The organism is Sporosarcina sp. D27, assembly GCF_000586555.1.
Taxonomy (GTDB): domain Bacteria; phylum Bacillota; class Bacilli; order Bacillales_A; family Planococcaceae; genus Sporosarcina.
This window is the reverse complement of record NZ_AZUC01000059.1, coordinates 27,941-45,862: the sequence shown is the minus strand read 5'-3', so window position 1 is coordinate 45,862 and position 17,922 is coordinate 27,941. Positions and strand designations below refer to the sequence as shown.

General features: G+C 44.1%; 15 protein-coding genes. 12 read left to right on the top strand and 3 right to left on the bottom strand.

Going from position 1 to position 17,922, the window contains the following annotated elements:
• Positions 1 to 21: 21 nt before the first annotated feature.
• The 3 genes from N693_RS0116040 to N693_RS0116030 all read left to right on the top strand — a co-directional run bounded on the left by N693_RS0116040 (position 22) and on the right by N693_RS0116030 (position 3,527).
• A complete protein-coding gene (locus tag N693_RS0116040; RefSeq protein ID WP_025785848.1) occupies positions 22 to 1,251 on the top strand; it encodes a polysaccharide deacetylase family protein in 1,230 nt (409 codons plus the stop codon).
• Between the two features lie 227 nt (positions 1,252 to 1,478).
• Positions 1,479 to 2,270, top strand: coding sequence for a general stress protein (locus tag N693_RS19735; protein ID WP_025785847.1), 792 nt, complete (start codon positions 1,479 to 1,481; stop codon positions 2,268 to 2,270).
• 345 nt (positions 2,271 to 2,615) lie between these two features.
• A complete protein-coding gene (locus N693_RS0116030) occupies positions 2,616 to 3,527 on the top strand; it encodes a PAS domain-containing methyl-accepting chemotaxis protein (protein WP_025785846.1) in 912 nt (303 codons plus the stop codon).
• Positions 3,528 to 3,546: 19 nt separating this feature from the next.
• On the opposite strand, the gene N693_RS0116025 is transcribed toward N693_RS0116030, so the two are convergent.
• The gene (locus N693_RS0116025; protein ID WP_025785845.1) at positions 3,547 to 5,367 is read right to left on the bottom strand and encodes a sodium:proton antiporter; all 1,821 of its coding nucleotides are present in this window, start codon (positions 5,365 to 5,367) and stop codon (positions 3,547 to 3,549) included.
• Positions 5,368 to 5,542: 175 nt separating this feature from the next.
• On the opposite strand from N693_RS0116025, the gene glpK reads away from it, so the two are divergent.
• Positions 5,543 to 7,036, top strand: coding sequence for a glycerol kinase GlpK (gene glpK, locus N693_RS0116020; protein WP_025785844.1), 1,494 nt, complete (start codon positions 5,543 to 5,545; stop codon positions 7,034 to 7,036).
• 720 nt (positions 7,037 to 7,756) lie between these two features.
• Here the strand turns inward: glpK and N693_RS0116015 are convergent.
• Entirely contained in the window at positions 7,757 to 8,653 is an 897-nt protein-coding gene (locus N693_RS0116015) for a diacylglycerol kinase family protein (RefSeq protein ID WP_025785843.1), read from the bottom strand.
• Between the two features lie 627 nt (positions 8,654 to 9,280).
• On the opposite strand from N693_RS0116015, the gene N693_RS0116010 reads away from it, so the two are divergent.
• Complete coding sequence (locus tag N693_RS0116010) at positions 9,281 to 9,781, top strand: competence protein ComK (RefSeq protein ID WP_025785842.1); 501 nt, start codon at positions 9,281 to 9,283, stop codon at positions 9,779 to 9,781.
• Between the two features lie 145 nt (positions 9,782 to 9,926).
• Entirely contained in the window at positions 9,927 to 10,253 is a 327-nt protein-coding gene (locus tag N693_RS0116005; protein ID WP_025785841.1) for a DUF378 domain-containing protein, read from the top strand.
• Positions 10,254 to 10,304: 51 nt separating this feature from the next.
• Here the strand turns inward: N693_RS0116005 and N693_RS0116000 are convergent, their stop codons facing one another.
• On the bottom strand, positions 10,305 to 12,347 hold the full coding sequence (locus N693_RS0116000) for a helix-turn-helix domain-containing protein (RefSeq protein WP_025785840.1): 2,043 nt from the start codon (positions 12,345 to 12,347) through the stop codon (positions 10,305 to 10,307).
• Between the two features lie 138 nt (positions 12,348 to 12,485).
• Here N693_RS0116000 and N693_RS0115995 point away from each other — a divergent pair, with 138 nt between their 5' ends.
• The 6 genes from N693_RS0115995 (at position 12,486) to N693_RS0115970 (ending at position 17,688) form a co-directional block, all read left to right on the top strand.
• The gene (locus N693_RS0115995) at positions 12,486 to 12,935 is read left to right on the top strand and encodes a MaoC family dehydratase N-terminal domain-containing protein (protein ID WP_025785839.1); all 450 of its coding nucleotides are present in this window, start codon (positions 12,486 to 12,488) and stop codon (positions 12,933 to 12,935) included.
• Positions 12,936 to 13,379, top strand: coding sequence for a MaoC/PaaZ C-terminal domain-containing protein (locus N693_RS0115990; RefSeq protein ID WP_037593547.1), 444 nt, complete (start codon positions 12,936 to 12,938; stop codon positions 13,377 to 13,379). It begins immediately after the preceding gene.
• Positions 13,380 to 13,396: 17 nt separating this feature from the next.
• Positions 13,397 to 14,560 (top strand): thiolase, encoded by a 1,164-nt coding sequence (locus tag N693_RS0115985; protein WP_025785837.1) that lies wholly within the window; start codon positions 13,397 to 13,399, stop codon positions 14,558 to 14,560.
• A gap of 13 nt (positions 14,561 to 14,573) precedes the next feature.
• Positions 14,574 to 15,008, top strand: a complete 435-nt coding sequence (locus N693_RS0115980) for a Zn-ribbon domain-containing OB-fold protein (RefSeq protein WP_025785836.1) — start codon at positions 14,574 to 14,576, stop codon at positions 15,006 to 15,008.
• Between the two features lie 315 nt (positions 15,009 to 15,323).
• Complete coding sequence (locus N693_RS0115975) at positions 15,324 to 16,517, top strand: acyl-CoA dehydrogenase family protein (RefSeq protein ID WP_025785835.1); 1,194 nt, start codon at positions 15,324 to 15,326, stop codon at positions 16,515 to 16,517.
• 22 nt (positions 16,518 to 16,539) lie between these two features.
• Entirely contained in the window at positions 16,540 to 17,688 is a 1,149-nt protein-coding gene (locus tag N693_RS0115970) for an acyl-CoA dehydrogenase family protein (RefSeq protein ID WP_025785834.1), read from the top strand.
• Positions 17,689 to 17,922 lie beyond the last annotated feature (234 nt).

Genomic DNA, 17,922 nt, shown 5'->3' with positions numbered 1-17,922 from the left:
TAAAAAAAAGGAATGTTGCATGTGTTAAAAAAGAAAAGCTGGTCTGTTTTATGGGCTGGTCTGTTAGTGTGTTTTCTAGTTGTAGTGTCACAACCTAGTGCTCAAGCTGCTACTCAAAGTTCAATGGTTACTTTATCAAAGTCTACGGGCGGTTATGCAATTGATGGGGATCAGTTGATTGGTACAGCAACTTTCATGAAAGGTGTTCCTTACGAGATGGTTGCGCAAGATGAAAAGTACGGGTATTTGTCATTTGGAAACGATAAATTGGTAGTCCCGATCCATCTTATTCAACCCGCTCCTCAGTCGAAGGCAAAACCTTTGCCTAAAGGACGGAAAACCGTAATTACACAAAGTCGTATCTCCGTTGCAAGTGCACTGCGTGGCGGATATCGGGTCGGATACATTAACCCTGGACAGCGTCTCCCGGTTATTGCTGAAACTAAAACCCATGTACAAGTAAACCTCGGTGGCGTTCTGGGATTCGTTCCCAAAGCGTTCGTGACCGCAGATCCAGGTATTCCTGTTCTCATGTATCATCAAATCGTTGAAAATCGGGCAGCTACACCTTTTGCAAACAATAACATGGTAATTGACTTGGCTCCATTTCAACAACAAATGGACTACTTAAAAAAGAATGGCTGGAAAACTATCACTCCTGAAGAATTGGATAATTGGCTCATGCTCCGTAAAAATCTTACGGATAAAACCGTATTAATCACTTTTGACGATGGTCTACTTTCACTTCAAAAGTATGCATATCCTTCGTTAGCGGAAAAAGGGTTCACTGCAACTTCATTTCTCATTACATCCCGTATTAAGCAACAGGCTCAACCTTGGGATGACCAAGCGTTTCAATATGTAGGACTGAAAGAGATCCGTGAAACCGTTGATGTCTTTTCGTTCCAACACCACACTCACGGATTGCATCTACGCAGACCTGGTACACGAGAACCTTACTTGACAACATCTACACCTGAAGAAATTAAAGCTGATATCGATCTCGGTCGTTTCCAAGTTTCGAAAGCTTTTGACATGCTAGATCCCAATATTCGATATCTTGCGTACCCGTTCGGCCAATTTAATGAAACGAGTAAAAAAGCCATTTCAGCTGCTGGCATTCGGATGGCATTTACGACAAACCCCGGAAACGTAAAACTCGGTGACAACCGATACGAACTAAAGCGCCAAGGAATTTCTCCGATTCATTCGTTGAAAGACTTTGAAAAGAAATTGTATGGTGCATACTAATTTGAAGATAGGTGACAGAGATGCGATTGCATCTCTGTTTTTGTTTTTCTACATTAAAGAAACCTCCACTTAGGATTCCATAATAGATGACAACTCGATTACAAATTGATGACGTTTGCCCTCAATGGGTATTATTGAGGTTTCCGTGGCTTATAGCCTGGGTATTCAAACACTAACAACGAATCATTTGAATACTAGCAAACTAACTCAATAGGAGGCGTTTACAAATGGAAACAGGCAAACGATTCATCGGAATGTTTCATACAGAGCCAGAACTATTGGCTAAGGTAGAAGAGCTAAAAGTAGAAGGTTATGTAGATCATCAAATCTTTGTAATTGCTAAAAGTGAAGATAATGTAAAAATGTTGCAAAGTCGAACGGATGCCGAGATTCAAACGACTCATGAATCTTGGCTGGATAAATTCATGGATTTCATGACAGGTGAAGATCGCGTCAGAAGTATGATGGATGATCTCGGGTTTACTGAAGATGAGAAGGCTGGATTTTACCAAGATGTTAACAATGGCAGCATGTTGCTGTACGTGGATGAAACGAGCGACATGCCTGGACAGCACCAAGAGGTTGGTAACCAGTTCGGCATCGGAGAGAATGTAGGAGATCCGAATCTTGGTGCAAATACGTGGGTCGGACCTCCAGGCGACGGTGTCACGCGTGTACCTGAGCAACCGGCGTTCGGCGATACGATGCCCGACCCCCAACATACACAAGAAAGAGTAACACCATTACGCGAGCGTTCAATCGAGCGTTCTGAATTCAGTGTAGCAGCGGATGATACGATTTCCAACGGATTAGAAACGACTGATTTTGCTGGTGAACTGGGACGTGATCCTGAAGAGGAACAGCGTCGCCAAGAGTTTCAAGACGCTGTGAATGGTAGTCCAGATAGAATTGCCGAAGAACTTGAACGAGATTCACTAATCTCCCGTAAAGAGCGTGTAGAGAATGAACCGGTACAAGGTGATTTCTTTGATGAACCGTTGAATAAACGAGATTATTAACAACTTCTTTTCTTATATACATTTCAAACAGAGGCTTCCACTTAGCCTCTGTTTCTTTGTTTTAATAACACCTCTACATGTTAAGAGTTTTGATTTTTCTTTATCGGGTATAAATGAAAAGTCAAATTCATACCCTTTGACCTAATCTAGATTATCCAAAAACCTATTTTAGTTTCTATATCATTTTCTCAAGATAATACTTTACCCAAAAACTAGTTCTATTAAATCACTTCTAATTTGAATTATTGTATATACCATGTCAAAACGTTAATTACACTAGTACATATGATACACACTGTGTATAATGGATAATAATTCATTACAGAAGTCCTAGGAGGAAATTAAGTGAACGTATCAACGTCTGAATCTGTATCCGACCAACTCGTTGTAAGCGCGTTAGAAGAAAACCTTGCGATTATTCGATTTGGAATCGACAAACGCATCGCTTATGTAAACAAGAACTTTGCATCTGCTGTTGGATATCGTCCTGAAGAAATGATTGGTATGCCTCATGAAAAGTTATGTTTCCCAGAATTTGCGAACAGCCCTGCTTACGGAGCAATGTGGAAAGACTTACATAAAGGAGTCGCTTCTTCTGGAAAAATTAAGCGGAAAGCCAAAGATGGCTCAACTGTTTGGCTAGAAGCGACCTATATGCCTGTCTTCAGCGAAGACAAGCGGACTGTTCTCGGTGTCACAAAGGTGGCGACAGATGTAACGAAGCGTCACGATACTGCATTAGGCGTCGTAACGGAACTTAATCAAATGGCGCAATCCCTCACTGAGCAGGCAGACGAAGGAAGAAATCGAAACGAAGAATTGTTAAAGCGAATTGGTGAGTTAGCTGATGTGTCTACCAACAACACCAATAACTTAGAGGTACTTCAAAAGCATTCAGAAAACATTCAAGGCATCGTTAAAACGATCCGCGCGATTGCTTCACAGACGAACTTACTTGCATTGAATGCTGCCATTGAAGCTGCACGTGCTGGTGAGCATGGTCGAGGATTTGACGTTGTTGCTAAAGAAGTTAGAAAACTGTCATCCAATGTGGAGGCTTCCATTGTAGAAGTACGTGACGGAATAGAATCCATCAAGAAAGAAGTTACCTTGATTGCTTCTGGAACTGAGCGAGCACAGGCCAACATCGATGAATGTAAAAAAGAAGTGGAAGTTGCAATGGATGCATTTTTCCACCTTGCCTCGTCTGCTGCTGAGTTAGAAAGCCAGGCGCACGAAGTAACCAATATTGTTTAAAGGAAAAAGGAGCTCCCGCTTAAGCGGAAGACTCCTTTTTCTCATTTTCAGGTTGCATGACGACAAGGATGTCGCCTTCTTCTAGATTAATTTTTTTACGCAACGTAACGAGTACGATTGTCTCGTTCTCTTTCTTAATGAAAAGTGGAGTGATTTGCTCTGGCAATTCATCTAACCAGTTATCGACATTTTCAATCTCGTTCGTAGCAATTTCGCCGATTTCAAATGTTGTATTAATTTTCCGGTTGAGTTCCGCAAAAGTCGCATCTTCCCTGAAGAGTAAATGGGCTTTCAGTGAAATCGGAAGCTCCGATGCATTCATTTGATGATTTACAGCAACCGGCAATGAAAACGTATTGTTAAAGCCGAATTCAGGTGCGAATGATTGAGAAACGAGAGCGTTATACGACGCGTCTCCTGTCATCGACAAAATCGTACTATAAGGTGTTAAGTCGACTGCAAATCTCGCTTGTTCCGACAAAATTTGACCTTCGAACGTCTGAACACCTTTTGCGGCTGCTAAGTTTAAGCGTCCTCTAGAAGGATCCATGATCAATGCTGGAACTCCCAAATTTTTCAACTCCTCACCAAGCGATGCTGAAAAGTTACTTGCTCCGATAATCAGGATTCCAGGTGGTTCATTGCTCGCTAAATGAAGCTTTTTCGCTAGCGGGCCGATTGTGAAGCCGTGCGCACATACGGTTATAATGACAAGCGCAAACGTCAAGGCTGTAAGAAGACTCGCTTCTTCATATCCATCATTGACGAGAATGCTCGAAAAGTATCCGGCGACAGTAAGCGCAACGATTCCGCGTGGCGCAATCCATCCGATTAATATTTTCTCATTCCGTTCAAGTTCCGTACCGATCGTTGAAATCCAAATCGACAACGGACGTACAACAAACAACGTCACTAACACGAATGCCAGAATCGGTAGTGTAAACATTTGAGCGATCGTCTCTCTCGGCAAAGATGCCGTCAAGAGTATGAACACCGTAGAAGTTAACATGACAGAGACATTTTCAACAAAATGCCCAAGGTTTCCAATCGATGACACATATTGCTTAGAACGACCAATAGTCAGACCCATCACGGTGACTGCGAGCATGCCTGTTTCGTGCATGATCACTTCTGCAAGCATGAAACATATCAAGACCAAAGCAAGTACAATCGGTGATTTCAAGTACTCAGGAAACTGTCCTTTTGACGCCATAACCGTGATGAGAAGCCCCACTCCAAGTCCAAGAAGAACCGCAAGACCTGCGCCTCCAAAGAAACTGAGCAAATTACTCATCGTCAAACTATCATTGCTCAACACTTTAATTACTTCATATGCAAATAACGCAAGAAGAGGCCCCGCAGGATCGACGATAATCCCTTCCCACTTCAATACAGCAGCTGTTCGGGATTTCAATTTTGCACTCCTAAGCAGCGGGATGATCACTGTAGGACCCGTAACTACAAATAACCCTCCTATAATGAAGGCAATTTCCCATTGCAGTCCAGCAAAATAGTGCGCCGCAAGGGACCCGAGAATCCATGCGAGAAACGCACCGATCGTAACAATACGTGTAACGGATTTAGAGATCCCTTTAATTTCACGAATATCGAGATTCGAACTACCTTCAAAAAGAATAACCGCAACCGCAAGTGAAATGAGTGGTCCGTATAAATCACCGAGCGCGGCTTCCGGGTTGATCAATCCTAAAACAGGACCAATAAGCAATCCTGCGATTGACATGATAACAATTGACGGCCACTGAATCCGCCAGGCAAGCCACTGGGAAAAGATTCCGAGCGCGAGTACTGCGACTACGCTGATTAATGCTAAGTTTTCCATTCTCCCACTTCCTAACAGGATCCATATGATCCGTGAATTTCGTTAGAGACAAGTGTAACAAAACAAGGGGATTCTGCCTACTCTCACCCATGTGTGTTCTAAGATTTTCCGGATATGATAGACTGAAGAAAAGGCTCTATTAGAAAAGTACTCAACTATGATTGGAGGAATTTCTATGAAAGAGAAGTATATGCTTGCACTTGACCAAGGTACAACCAGTTCACGGGCTATTTTGTTCAATGAACAAGGTGAATCAGTGTTCACTGCGCAACAAGAATTCAAGCAATATTTTCCACAAACTGGATGGGTCGAGCATAATGCCACCGAAATTTGGAGTTCAATTTTGTCCGTAATCGCAGGTGTGTTGTCAGAGAAAAATTTGTCTCCTGATCAAATTGCAGGTATCGGGATTACAAACCAACGAGAAACAACGGTCGTTTGGGATAAAGCAACGGGTAATCCAATTTACAATGCAATTGTATGGCAGTCCCGTCAAACATCTAGTATTTGTGAAAAGTTAAAAAAGGCTGGCCATTCGGATTTGATTCGCAAGAAAACAGGGCTTCTTATTGATCCTTATTTCTCCGGTACGAAAGTGAAATGGATTCTTGACCATGTGGAAGGCGCTCGCGAGAAGGCAGAACGTGGGGACTTGTTATTCGGTACAATCGACACTTGGCTTGTGTGGAAATTATCGGGTGGCGAGGCGCACATAACAGATTACTCAAACGCTTCCCGTACGCTGATGTACAATATTCACGATTTGCAGTGGGATGAAGAATTGCTGGATATTTTGGATGTCCCCGCCGCGATGCTTCCGGAAGTCCGACCCTCCTCGGAAGTGTATGCGCAAACGGAACCGAGTAAGTTTTTCGGTCGCGCGGTTCCAATTGCAGGCATTGCTGGAGATCAGCAAGCTGCACTTTTCGGGCAAGCTTGTTTTGAAAAAGGCATGGTGAAAAGTACGTATGGCACAGGTTGTTTCATGTTGATGAACACGGGTGAAGAAGCTGTTCAATCCGAAAACGGTCTATTGACGACAATTGCTTGGGGACTTGACGGAAAAGTTGAGTATGCGTTGGAAGGAAGTATTTTTGTGGCCGGTTCAGCGATTCAATGGCTGCGCGATGGACTGCGGATGTTGCGCAGTTCCGAACAAAGCGAAGCCTATGCAGAGCGTGTCACGTCTTCCGATGGCGTATACGTGGTCCCAGCGTTTGTCGGGCTCGGTACACCTCATTGGGATAGCGATGTCCGCGGGGCTGTATTCGGATTGACTCGCGGAACGGAGAAAGAGCATTTCATCCGGGCGACTCTTGAATCTCTCGCCTATCAGACAAAAGATGTCTTGGACGCGATGGAAGCCGATTCAGGTATTTCGTTGAAGTCTATGCGAGTAGACGGCGGTGCTGTCGCTAACAACTTCTTAATGCAATTTCAAGCGGACTTATTAGGCGTACCCGTTGAACGTCCTTCTATTAATGAAACAACCGCACTCGGAGCTGCTTATCTGGCGGGCCTTGCGGTCGGATTCTGGAAAGATTGCTCGCAGATTGCGGATCGTTGGCAGCTCGATCGAGAGTTTGAGCCGAAGATGGACGATGCAGAACGCGATTCTTTATATGGCGGTTGGCAAAAGGCAGTGAAGGCTGCTCAAGTATTTAAGTGAAGTTTGAAGGGGCGCACCGAGTGAATTGGGTGCGCTTTTTTGTTTTGGATGTGATTTTGGACAAACTCAGCGAAGTACAGTGCAGTTATGCGCAACCAATAAATCCCTTTATGAGGTTGAATTGTGTCCCGTTATCGAGAAACTTCAGGATGTGTCGGAAAAATGTAGGGATTTGATTGGTAAAGGGCACTATGTGATCGAGAATTCGCTCTAAGTGTCGGAGAAAATCATATATCTGATTGAGAAACATTCGCTAGTGTCACAGGGAGCGTTTCTGCAGCGGAATAGCCTACACAACAAGCGCAGCGCTACCAATTAATCCTTTAACGCCGTTGAATTGTGTCCCGCTATCGAGAAACTTCGGGAGGTGTCGGAGAAATGCAGGAATTTGATTGGTAAAGGGCACTATGCGATCGAGAAATCGCTCTAAGTGTCTGACAAACTCATTTATCTGGTCGAGAAACGTTCCCTAGTGTCACAGGGAACATTTATGCAGCGGAATAGCCTACACAACAAGAGGTGCGCTACCAATTAATCCCTTAACTCAGTTGAATTGTGTCCCGTTATCGAGAAACTTTGTGATGTGTCGGAGAAATGCAGTTGTATGATTGAGTAATTAGATTATGTGATGGACAAACCCTTGCAATTCATCAAGAATACGACAGTTTTGATCGACAACGTAAAAACGACCCATCCCGAAAGACGAAGCGCTAAAATACTTCACTTTATAATGGGTACCAACATCCTCAAGTGCCCAGGAAGTAATTGAATACATCCTGATTGAAAATCGTATAGCTCCCCGTCCATATCCACTCTCCGCTGACTCGGAGCATCTATTTGCAACTCATTCACTTGCATATACTCCAACATATTGAGTTGCGACGTATCCGCTTCAGGCTTCCGTAGCGACATCAACTCAAGAAGCGTCGTTAAATTGGAATTTTTCACTACGAGTACATCCAGTTTGCTATCAGATGGACTAATTGCTCCTATTGGAATCGGCGTCGTCGCGAGCGAGCTACCATTCAACACAAATATGGCAATGGCCACACCTTCTATGTCGATTCCATCCGAAACAATATGATACGGAAAACTTTCCGCTTCACGCATCGTTCGAATCGTACTTGCCATGTAACTTAGCGGACCGAAACTCTTCTTTTGTCCGTCATCGACATTTTTAGATGTTTCTGTCACGAGCCCGATCCCCCAAAAGTTAATGAAATGCTGACTTCCTTCTCTTCCTACATCGATTGATCGGATTTCTCCAGTTAGCAATGCTTCAACAGCATCCCGTAAATTTTGAGGAATGCCCAGTGTTCGCGTGAAATCATTCGATGTCCCACCAGGTAAAATTGCAAGTAGCGGTCGCACGTCAAGCTTCGAAATCGCGTCTATGCATTGATGAACCGTTCCATCCCCACCCAAGATTATAACGAGCTCCATGTCACTTGACGTTTCACAAATACGGCGCGTTTCATCAGAACTTTCTGGGCGCACAACCGTCAACTCTTTCACTGCTTTCCCAAGAACCGGCATAACCGCCGCAAGTTTCGCTTCCACGTCATCATTCCCAGCATGCTCATTATAGATGAGCAGCGCTTTGTTAAACGTGTGCATCTAAATTCCTCCTTTACTCAAGAAATGCAATTCATTCCTATCAACAAAAATAATCTCCTCATCCATACGCTTTGTGATGTGCTTTTTTCGGCTTTAAATAGTCGTCATCTTTTCTAACTTCATTCCACTCCATACCAACAAAGTCATCGCACTTTCGTATCGCTTCAAATACTTATAGATTTTCTGTGCAAATTCTTAAGCGATTTTCGGCTTCTTGAATCGCTAATACGGCAAAACCGCACTCTTATACAGTGCCAAATCCTTTAGAATACTTTCCCCTGCTATCCGCTATCGAAACACGTGCTCAGGATCTATATTAGCCTGTGGATTTCGAATGACCGCAAAAAGTATCTATAAATACTTTTTGAATTGATCTTAAAGAAGTTACTTCTTAATACGCGCTTATATTAGATCAATAATACTCACTCAGCAACTCGATAGTACTTTTTTCAAAACATGGTGAACTCAATAACTACGATGTAGGCATATTCAATCTAATCAACTACCATACCAACGCCCTAATTATCTGTCGAATTATGTCGTAAAATAATTACTTTTTCACACTATTCCAATTACTAAGAATGTCGTATAATGGAACTATTAAACAGTTATAGGAGATGAATCGGAATGAATTGTGAAAGTTATTTGCTTGATAGCCAAGCTTTAGCACTAATGGCTCACAAAGATGATTATGGAAGTCGATCCAAAATTGTAACACTACACGGAACATACACTTCAAAAAAATCACCTGTGGAACTTCTCAACTTAGCCTGCTTGCATAACCAAACAACTAAACGTATACAAAAACAAGCGGCTTTTGAAGTGTTGAAGTTTAAGCAAAAACCTCCATTCATTCTCTCTGAAGGCGTCGGAGTTTTTCCGACCAGCTCCTCTAAACACGATACGTGCTGCTGGATTTTCAATCATTTCTTCACAACTCGAGAAATTGACAAAAAGACGACTGAACTTACGTTTTCCACTGGTATCAAAGTAACAGTAGCAGCCTCTTTACATATCATTCATCAACAAAATGGTCGATTACACACATTACTTAGTCATTCTGCCCAAACAAAGAAAGAGCTTTACTTTGAGCAATTTTTGTTTAATAGCGAGCGGTTGCATCGATAACGATATGATATTTTTCAGCGACCTTCTCTAGGTCGCTTTTTTTAATGTTTATGGATGTATGAAAAACAACTTTTAACAAAAGCTAAGGTTGGATGATTTTCTACAATTAGAAAATGAAGTCCTAATTAGAAAAGGAGTTGAAAACATGCGAATCGTTACACGAATTGCACTCGTTCTCGTCATTATCGGGGCGTTAAATTGGGGTCTTATTGGATTATTCCAATTCGACTTAGTTGCCACCTTGTTCGGCGGACAGGCTTCTATTTTGTCTAGAATTGTTTACACATTAGTAGGAATCAGCGGAATCGTCAGTCTCGGGATATTGTTTGAAACGGATGATGCGACCGATTCTGATGTGGAGCACACTCGGTTCTCAAATCCTAATTACGGAACAGAATTCGGAGAGGAACCCGATTTCACAGAGCAACGGGATGCTGCTCGACGGCGTTCAGATGACGATACGATGCTCTAATTGAAAATACCGCCAAATCGAGTCATTCGATTTTGGCGGCATTTTTTTGGATCAAGCTCGTTGCCTTAAGTAACAAGCGAGTTGCAACTGGAGGGCGTCGTCCGTATTCTTCAACGAGAGATCTAATGTTTCTTCTATCTTTTTTAACCGTTGGTACAACGTATTAATGTGTATGTGTAACTTGTTAGCCGCTTCGCCTGCTGAGCGATTACTTGCAAAATAAGTAAGGAGAGTCTGTTCCAGCGTTCCGTCTGACCGATCTGCTTCACGTAGCGGATTAAAGATATCTGTCAGAAACTTACTCACTTCTTCCGTATTGCGGCTCGTGAACAATCGGCTAATTCCAATATCGATATAGCGTACCAGCTGATGATTCCGCTGTCCTTCAAGCGGATTGGTCAGTGCGATTTCTGCCTCTCGATACGTTTGTTCGATTTGGCTCATTTCATGAACGAGTGAACCAATTCCACCGTGAAGTTCATAGTCTGAGTCCGCCTTGGTTCGTTGGAATATTAAGTCCTCGAGCTTCTTCTCAAAAATTGATAATTGTGATTGTCCTGCCACTCCTGCTACTAAAATCACTTTGTTTTGCCATCCGAATATCGTTTGAATGAGTCCGCTTACTGTTGAACGCAGTTCTGCAATCAATCTGAATATGTGGGCTTCTAGCTCCTGTGGATCCGAGCATCCAGTTACCTGGAGCATTGCAACCACAAATCCATCCATATTCCGAATACCGAGCGCTTCCATTTTTTTATTCAAAACGTCTGGATTCGTTGCGTGTAATAATTCATCAAACAGCTCTCGCTGAGTTTTATAATAGAACGCCAACACATTCTGCTTTTGCACCCGCTCCAGTGCTAGTAGGACACTTCCTTGTTCAATAGCTAACTCACCAATCCGCTCTAACTTTTGCGAGGATGTAGAAATAAGACAGCCGAGAACAACAGATCCCGATCGAATCGGATACAAAACGATGTCACCCGATCCGGTTAGTATAATTGTTTTTGCAATACCTTCTAGCTTAATCTTCTCTAGCAAATCTTTGAATGATACGCCTGAAGGTAGATTTGCAGATGATGGGATCATTTCGTTGACTAACAAATCCGCGAACACTAAAGGTTGCCCCGCCATCTTACTTAACTCATCAATCATTTTCTCAGTTCCCATATTTCGGACCGACAACTCAGTGAGCGTTGCGTGAATGGCATCCCGCTGCACTAGCTTTTCGTTCAATTCACGAATGTTGGCGAACTGTTTTGCATTGCGGATTGCGATTCCAACCTGGGTCGTAAAGATTTGTAACAGCCACAAATCCCGCTCAGTCAGCAGTTGGTCTGAATTTATCTGCCCTAAATACATGACACATTCAATACGACCGTCCACTCCGATTGGGTAGGCAATCACTGACCTGATATTGGTGATATCCTCAACTCTTCTTCCCCAACGTCGCTTATTTTCCTGTGAGATCCGTTTGACTTTCTCATATTCCAAATCTCTTGGATCCGTAATTAGAACGGGATTTCCAACTTCGAATGCATAGCCAACTGGGCCTTCCCCTAAGTCGAATTCCATTTGTTGAATCTCTTCAAACCGATACCCTTCCGATGCCTTACAGATGATTTTCCCTCGTGTTTCATCCAACAACCAAAGCGTTCCATAATCGGCATTCGTGATGACGTCGAGCGTATGCGTCAATATGTTCGAAAATACGTCTTCCAAGTCGAGTGACGCGGTCGTATAGCGAATGCTGTCGACAATGCGCGCTAGCTTGGTACGCCCGGTTTCATCAGAATACTCAGAATATTCTTTGTGCAAAAAGTCGAAGAGCATTTCAAGTTCGATTTCATCCAAATTAAATTCTCCATCTATTAATAAGATGACCCGATAATCTTGGGAATACGTGAACTGCATGGCACTTCTTCCTTCATCTTGTATGACTTCAATAGGTTTTCCTTGCGTCGTTTTTGGAGGAGACATTCCATTCGGGTTGACGAGCGGATAGACTTGTTGCAGTTCATCCTTCGCAATCCAAATTGAATAAGGAGAAGTGATTCCAATCCGTTTTAATAAGGTTTCAATAGGTAGTGACACAGCGCTCTCCTTCTCTCTATGGAATAATCTCTAATTATCTACTGCTAACTATAGAGATTCATACATTGTGCTGTCAATAAAATTAACATACTATTTTAATTAGGCGGAATTTTAAAAGAATACTTATGGAGGTGCCTCATGGATTTAGATAAAAGCATGATTGGGATCGCAAGCAAACCTTATATTGCTGAAGTCGATCGAGAGCGTGTCACCCGCTTTGCTCAAGCAGTCGGTGATGAGAATCCCCTCTATTTTGATGAAACCTACGCGGCTGACACTGCTTATGAAGGGATGACTGTTCCACCCACCTTTTTAGTTGCACTTGGTAGCAATGCTAAGTTTCCACTGAAATTGGACTTCAAACGAATGTTGCATGGTGAACAGGAATTCATCTACCACAAGCCAGTCCGAATTGGAGATCGACTTGAATGTACGATGACTGTAACTGATGTGTACGACCGCGTCGGGAAAAGCGGGACGATGCAATTCCTCGTTCTCGATACGGAGATGAAAACTGAAGATGGTGTTCTTGCCGCAGTATCGCGAAACACGATTATCTATAGACCCGCAAAAAAGGGGGCTAATTGAATGAAAGCGATTACAAAAATTCCGTTTTCAGAATTGCACAAGGAGATGCAACTTCCTTCTCTCGCGAAACCACCTGTAACACATGAACAACTCGTCCAGTATGCTCAAGCCTCAGGCGATTTGAATCTTCTCCATACTGATGATGCGTTCGCTAAAAGCATCGGCATGGATGGTGTCATTGCACATGGCATGCTCATTATGGGATTTCTCGGACAATACGTTCAGGAACTTGCTGGAACTGAAGCAATCGTCAGCAAATTCAACATGCGTTTCGGCGCGATGACGAAGCCCGGTGACGCGATTACGTGTAGTGGTGTTGTGAAGCAACTCATTGAAATCGATGGCAAACGTGTAGCAGAACTTGAATTGAATGCAGAGAAAGCACCTGGTGAACGTGTTGGAACTGGATCTGCAACGCTTACTTGTAAAATCGAGAACGACTGACTAAGGAGGTCGCACAGATGTCAACTTATTCAAATCAATGCGCAATCGTCGGTGTCGGGGAAAATCAGCGCTCCCGCAAATCAGGTACGACTCCCCTTCATATGGCGCTCACTGCAGCACGTAATGCATTGGCAGATGCTGGGTTGGAAGCTAAAGATCTCGATGGGATCATGAACTATTCCACTGGCGGCGATTCATGCCCTTCACACGAACTCGCAACTTACCTTGGATGTCATCCTAAATATGTAAAAGACGTGAGTGGAGGTGGCAGTAGTACGGAGCTGCTGATTGCAGATGCAGTTGCATTAATTGAAGCCGGTATGTTAGAAACCGTTCTCATTTATCGTTCGATGAATGGGAGTTCGGGTGTACAAGTAGGACGAGGTTATGATCCGAACATGCTTCAGGAAATGCTGCCAGGTGGTAGTTTCATCATGCCATACGGTTCTGCAAGCCCTTCTCAATGGTTCGGGATGTTCGCGAATCGACATATGCATGAAACGGGAATTACGAAAGAGCATTTAGGACATGTGTGTATTAGTTTTTATGAACACGCACAACGGAATCCGAATGCATTTTTGAATGGAAAACCACTCGATATGGAAACGTATCTCGCAACACCTGACATCAGTATGCCATTCAATATCCATGACTGTTGTGTGGAATTGGATGAAGCGAATGCAATCATCGTGACGTCTGCATCGAATGCGAAAAACTGCAAATCGAAGCCGGTTTTCATTGCTGGCATGGCACCTCGGACGACACATTCCCAAGTGCATTACTGGACACAAGTCGATGAAGTGGCCGCGGATCACGCAGCAGCTGATCTATACAAGTCCGCTGGTGTGAAACCTGAAGATATACAAGTCGCTTCGATTTACGATTGCTTCAGTTGGGTTGTTCTACGACAGCTTGAATCATACGGGTTTGCGAAACGTGGTGAAGTCGGTGATTTCGTTGCGGCGGGCAATTTGAAATTGGGAGGAAGTCTTCCTTCCAACACTGCCGGCGGCATGCTTTCTGAAGGCTATACACATGGAATGAATAACGTCTTGGAACTCGTTCGACAATTACGACATGACTATAAAGGGACAGAGCGCCAAGTGAAGGATTGCGAGCTCGGGATTGCTACTGGATGGGCCGGTCCTGACATTGCAGGTGCGATGATTTTACGAAATTAAAGGAGGCGTCTTGATGACTAAACAGACTGCATATGAAAAGCCGATTCCGTTGAAGACCCCTGATAATCACGAGTATTGGGATGCCGCGGATCGACATGAACTTAAACTTCAGAAGTGTTCTGCGTGTAGCACGTTCATTCACCCCCCTGGCCCAGCTTGTCCGACTTGCGGAAGTCCGGAGACGGAGTGGGAACTGCTGGGTTCGGATATTTCGGCGACGGTGTATTCCTATATCGTTTCGTATCGACCATTTTTACCTGGGTTCCAGCATGAGTTGCCGACTGTGATCACGGTGGCTGCACTGGATGCTGCGCCAGATGTGAAGATTATGGCGAATATTATTGAGTGTGATCCGGGAGATGTTGAGATTGGCATGCCATTGAAGATGACGTGGGTGGATATTACGGATGACCGCGCGTTGCCGCAGTGGGTACTGGCACGGGGGTAGTAGACGGGGTTGATCTACGTTATGGGTGGACGCTTTCCGAGGGGCTTGATCTCAGCCAATCGAACCACGAAGAGTTCGATTTGCCGTATTTCTGCGCACCTTACAGAAATTAAGGCATCCCTGTGCTCCCAACGCTTTGCTTATGGTCGCAAAAGCCGTTCTACGTTACGACTTTTTCTGCGGGGTCTTCGATCTTCGCTGATTCCGCTGGAGTCGCCGTCTTGCGCTTCAATCAACGGATCAGGTAAGCCCTACTATCTACCTTTTTAAAAAGAAAGTAAGAAAGAGAGAAAGAATGAGAAAGGGTGTGTCTCTATGGATTTTACATTTACGGAAAAAGAGGAGAAGTTTCGTGGGGAACTGCGTGGCTGGCTTGAGGTGAATTTGCCGAAAGGTTGGCTGCAAGGTGATCGGAAGCTTTCTGATGACAATGAACACTACTCGAAATTCCTGCGCGATTGGCAACGGACGCTATATGAAGGCGGTTGGGCAGCGATTTCCTGGCCGAAAGAATACGGTGGCCGTGATGCGACGCTTATGGAAGAAATCATTTATCACCAAGAAATGGTTCGCGTCCAATCCCCTCCCCTTGTGAACTATATCGGTATTCACATGGTCGCGCCGACCCTCATGCAAATGGGAACGGATGCGCAAAAAGAAGAATTCATCGAAAAAATCCTAACTGGTGAACAAGTTTGGAGCCAAGGGTATTCAGAACCGGGTGCAGGATCCGACCTTACCGCTCTCCAGACAACTGCTGTGAAAAAAGATGGCAAATGGGTCATTAACGGACAAAAGGTTTGGACGAGTTTTGCACATCTGGCAGACCGGTGTTTCCTACTGACGAAAACGAGCCAATCGGAAAAGAAACACGAAGGCATTACCGTGTTCCTTCTCGATATGGACCAAGATGGTGTCGAAACGCGTCCGATTGTTCAAATGGATGGGCATCAAGAATTCAACGAAGTCTATTTAACCGATGCCATCGCAACTGACGAGGATATCGTCGGTGAAGAAGGAAAAGGATGGGCTGTCCTCATTGCACTCATGCTTCACGAACGTTCAGGTATCGCAGCTCAAGTGTTTACGCTGGAGCAACAATTCGAACAAGTAATTGAAATGGCGAGAACTGTCCGTGTTAATGGCTGTCTACTGATCGATGACCCTTTCGTTGAAGACGGACTTGCTGATTTATATGCTCGTATTAACGGTGCCAAGCTAAATTACTATCGGAATATTACACACACGCTCAAAAATGGTCGTCCTGGCCCTGAAAGTTCACTTGATAAATTGCTAGTCAGTGAGTTAACGAAAGAACTTTTCGACTTCGCAATGACAATTCAAGGTCATGCTGGCGTGTTAACGAACGATGATTCCATATTCGATGCTGAGATGCAAAGCCAGTATCTTGCATCATTCGGAGCAACGATTGGCGGAGGGACGAGTGAAGTTCAGCGCAATACAATTGGTGAGCGTATTCTCGGACTCCCGAAAGACTTAGGACGATAACGAAAAAGGTGAGGTGACTACTATGGATTTTGCATTAAGCGAAGAACAAGAGCTATTTCGAACAGCGATTCGTAAATATATGAATGATTTAGACAGAACGGAAGCCGCACGTGCCGTCATTAGCGGTAAATTGGATGTTGTTGCTACAGCTACATCCGGGCTTGCTGAAATGGGTGTAACCGCTATCCCCGTATCTGAAGAAGTAGATGGTCTCGGTCTTGGCGCACTCGATCTTGTTCCAGTTTTCGAAGAAACCGGAAGAGTCTTATTACCTGGACTTCAACTTGAGACGCTGGCACTCGCAGTTCCGTTACTCGAGGCGTTTGGGACAACTGCACAAAAGGCAACTCGCCTTCCGAAAGTTGCATCTGGAGAAAGCTCTATTTCTGTCGCCTGGTATGAGCGTGACGGTAGTTTGTTCCCAAATTCCTTTAGCTGTATTGCAGCGAAAACAGAAAGTGGCTATGCACTGACAGGTACTAAAACTCTTGTCCCTGTAATCGGAGATCCCGATACGTTCATTACGAGTGCACAAACTGCTGAAGGTAAGTCGTTATTCCTTGTAAAAGCGAGTGATGTTGCATCATTCCGGACGCTTTCTGTACTTGATGAAACCCAACAGCTAGCTAAAATCACGTTAACCAATGCACCGGGTGAGTTGCTTGGTGAACCGGGTCATGCCACTGACATGTTGAAAGATGGTTTGTTACATTTCAATGCAGCTCTATGCTCCAGCATGGTTGGAGGAATGGATGAACTCGTCAAAATGACAGGAGAATACGCAAAGATTCGTGTGCAGTTCAATCAGCCAATCGGACGTTTTCAAGCGATTAAGCACGGCATCGTCAATATGAAGCTGGATTTAGAGACAGCACGTTCCCTTTCCTACTATGCTGCTTGGGCTGTTGAAACGAATTCTGAGGATAAAGCAGCTGCCGTCCATAGCGCTCGGTCGTTCATTTCCAAGGCATTTATCAAAGCTGCGGCAGATTCGATTCAGATCCATGGCGGCATCGGATTCACTGAAGAACTCGATGTGCAGCTGTATTTGAAGCGTGCACGCTATTATGAAAACTATTTCGGTTCCGTGCGTGATTCGCGTAGAGTAACCGCACAATCACTTGGCTGGCATTCAACTCCTGCCAAACGTGATGCAGTCCCGGTTTCTTGAATTTATAGCATGTGAATAGCTGGATCGGGCTGATGGTTAATGTGTTATGAGCACATTTTGAAGTTTATGAGCACTTTCTAGAGTTTATGAGCACTTCTCGCGGGTTTATGAGCACTTTCTGGAGTTTATGAGCACTTCTCGCGGGTTATGAGCACTTTCTAGAGTTTATGATCACTTCTTGCGGGTTATGAGCACTTTCTAGAGTTTATGAGCACTTCTCGCGGGTTATGAGCA

Bases quoted from the DNA above. Each gene is read 5' to 3' on its own strand.
- N693_RS19735 (WP_025785847.1), top strand. From the start codon at position 1,479: ATGGAAACAGGCAAACGATTCATCGGAATGTTTCATACAGAGCCAGAA.
- N693_RS0116025 (WP_025785845.1), bottom strand. From the start codon at position 5,367: ATGGAAAACTTAGCATTAATCAGCGTAGTCGCAGTACTCGCGCTCGGA.
- glpK (WP_025785844.1), top strand. From the start codon at position 5,543: ATGAAAGAGAAGTATATGCTTGCACTTGACCAAGGTACAACCAGTTCA.
- N693_RS0116015 (WP_025785843.1), bottom strand. From the start codon at position 8,653: ATGCACACGTTTAACAAAGCGCTGCTCATCTATAATGAGCATGCTGGG.
- N693_RS0116010 (WP_025785842.1), top strand. From the start codon at position 9,281: ATGAATTGTGAAAGTTATTTGCTTGATAGCCAAGCTTTAGCACTAATG.
- N693_RS0116005 (WP_025785841.1), top strand. From the start codon at position 9,927: ATGCGAATCGTTACACGAATTGCACTCGTTCTCGTCATTATCGGGGCG.
- N693_RS0115995 (WP_025785839.1), top strand. From the start codon at position 12,486: ATGGATTTAGATAAAAGCATGATTGGGATCGCAAGCAAACCTTATATT.
- N693_RS0115990 (WP_037593547.1), top strand. From the start codon at position 12,936: ATGAAAGCGATTACAAAAATTCCGTTTTCAGAATTGCACAAGGAGATG.
- N693_RS0115985 (WP_025785837.1), top strand. From the start codon at position 13,397: ATGTCAACTTATTCAAATCAATGCGCAATCGTCGGTGTCGGGGAAAAT.
- N693_RS0115980 (WP_025785836.1), top strand. From the start codon at position 14,574: ATGACTAAACAGACTGCATATGAAAAGCCGATTCCGTTGAAGACCCCT.
- N693_RS0115975 (WP_025785835.1), top strand. From the start codon at position 15,324: ATGGATTTTACATTTACGGAAAAAGAGGAGAAGTTTCGTGGGGAACTG.
- N693_RS0115970 (WP_025785834.1), top strand. From the start codon at position 16,540: ATGGATTTTGCATTAAGCGAAGAACAAGAGCTATTTCGAACAGCGATT.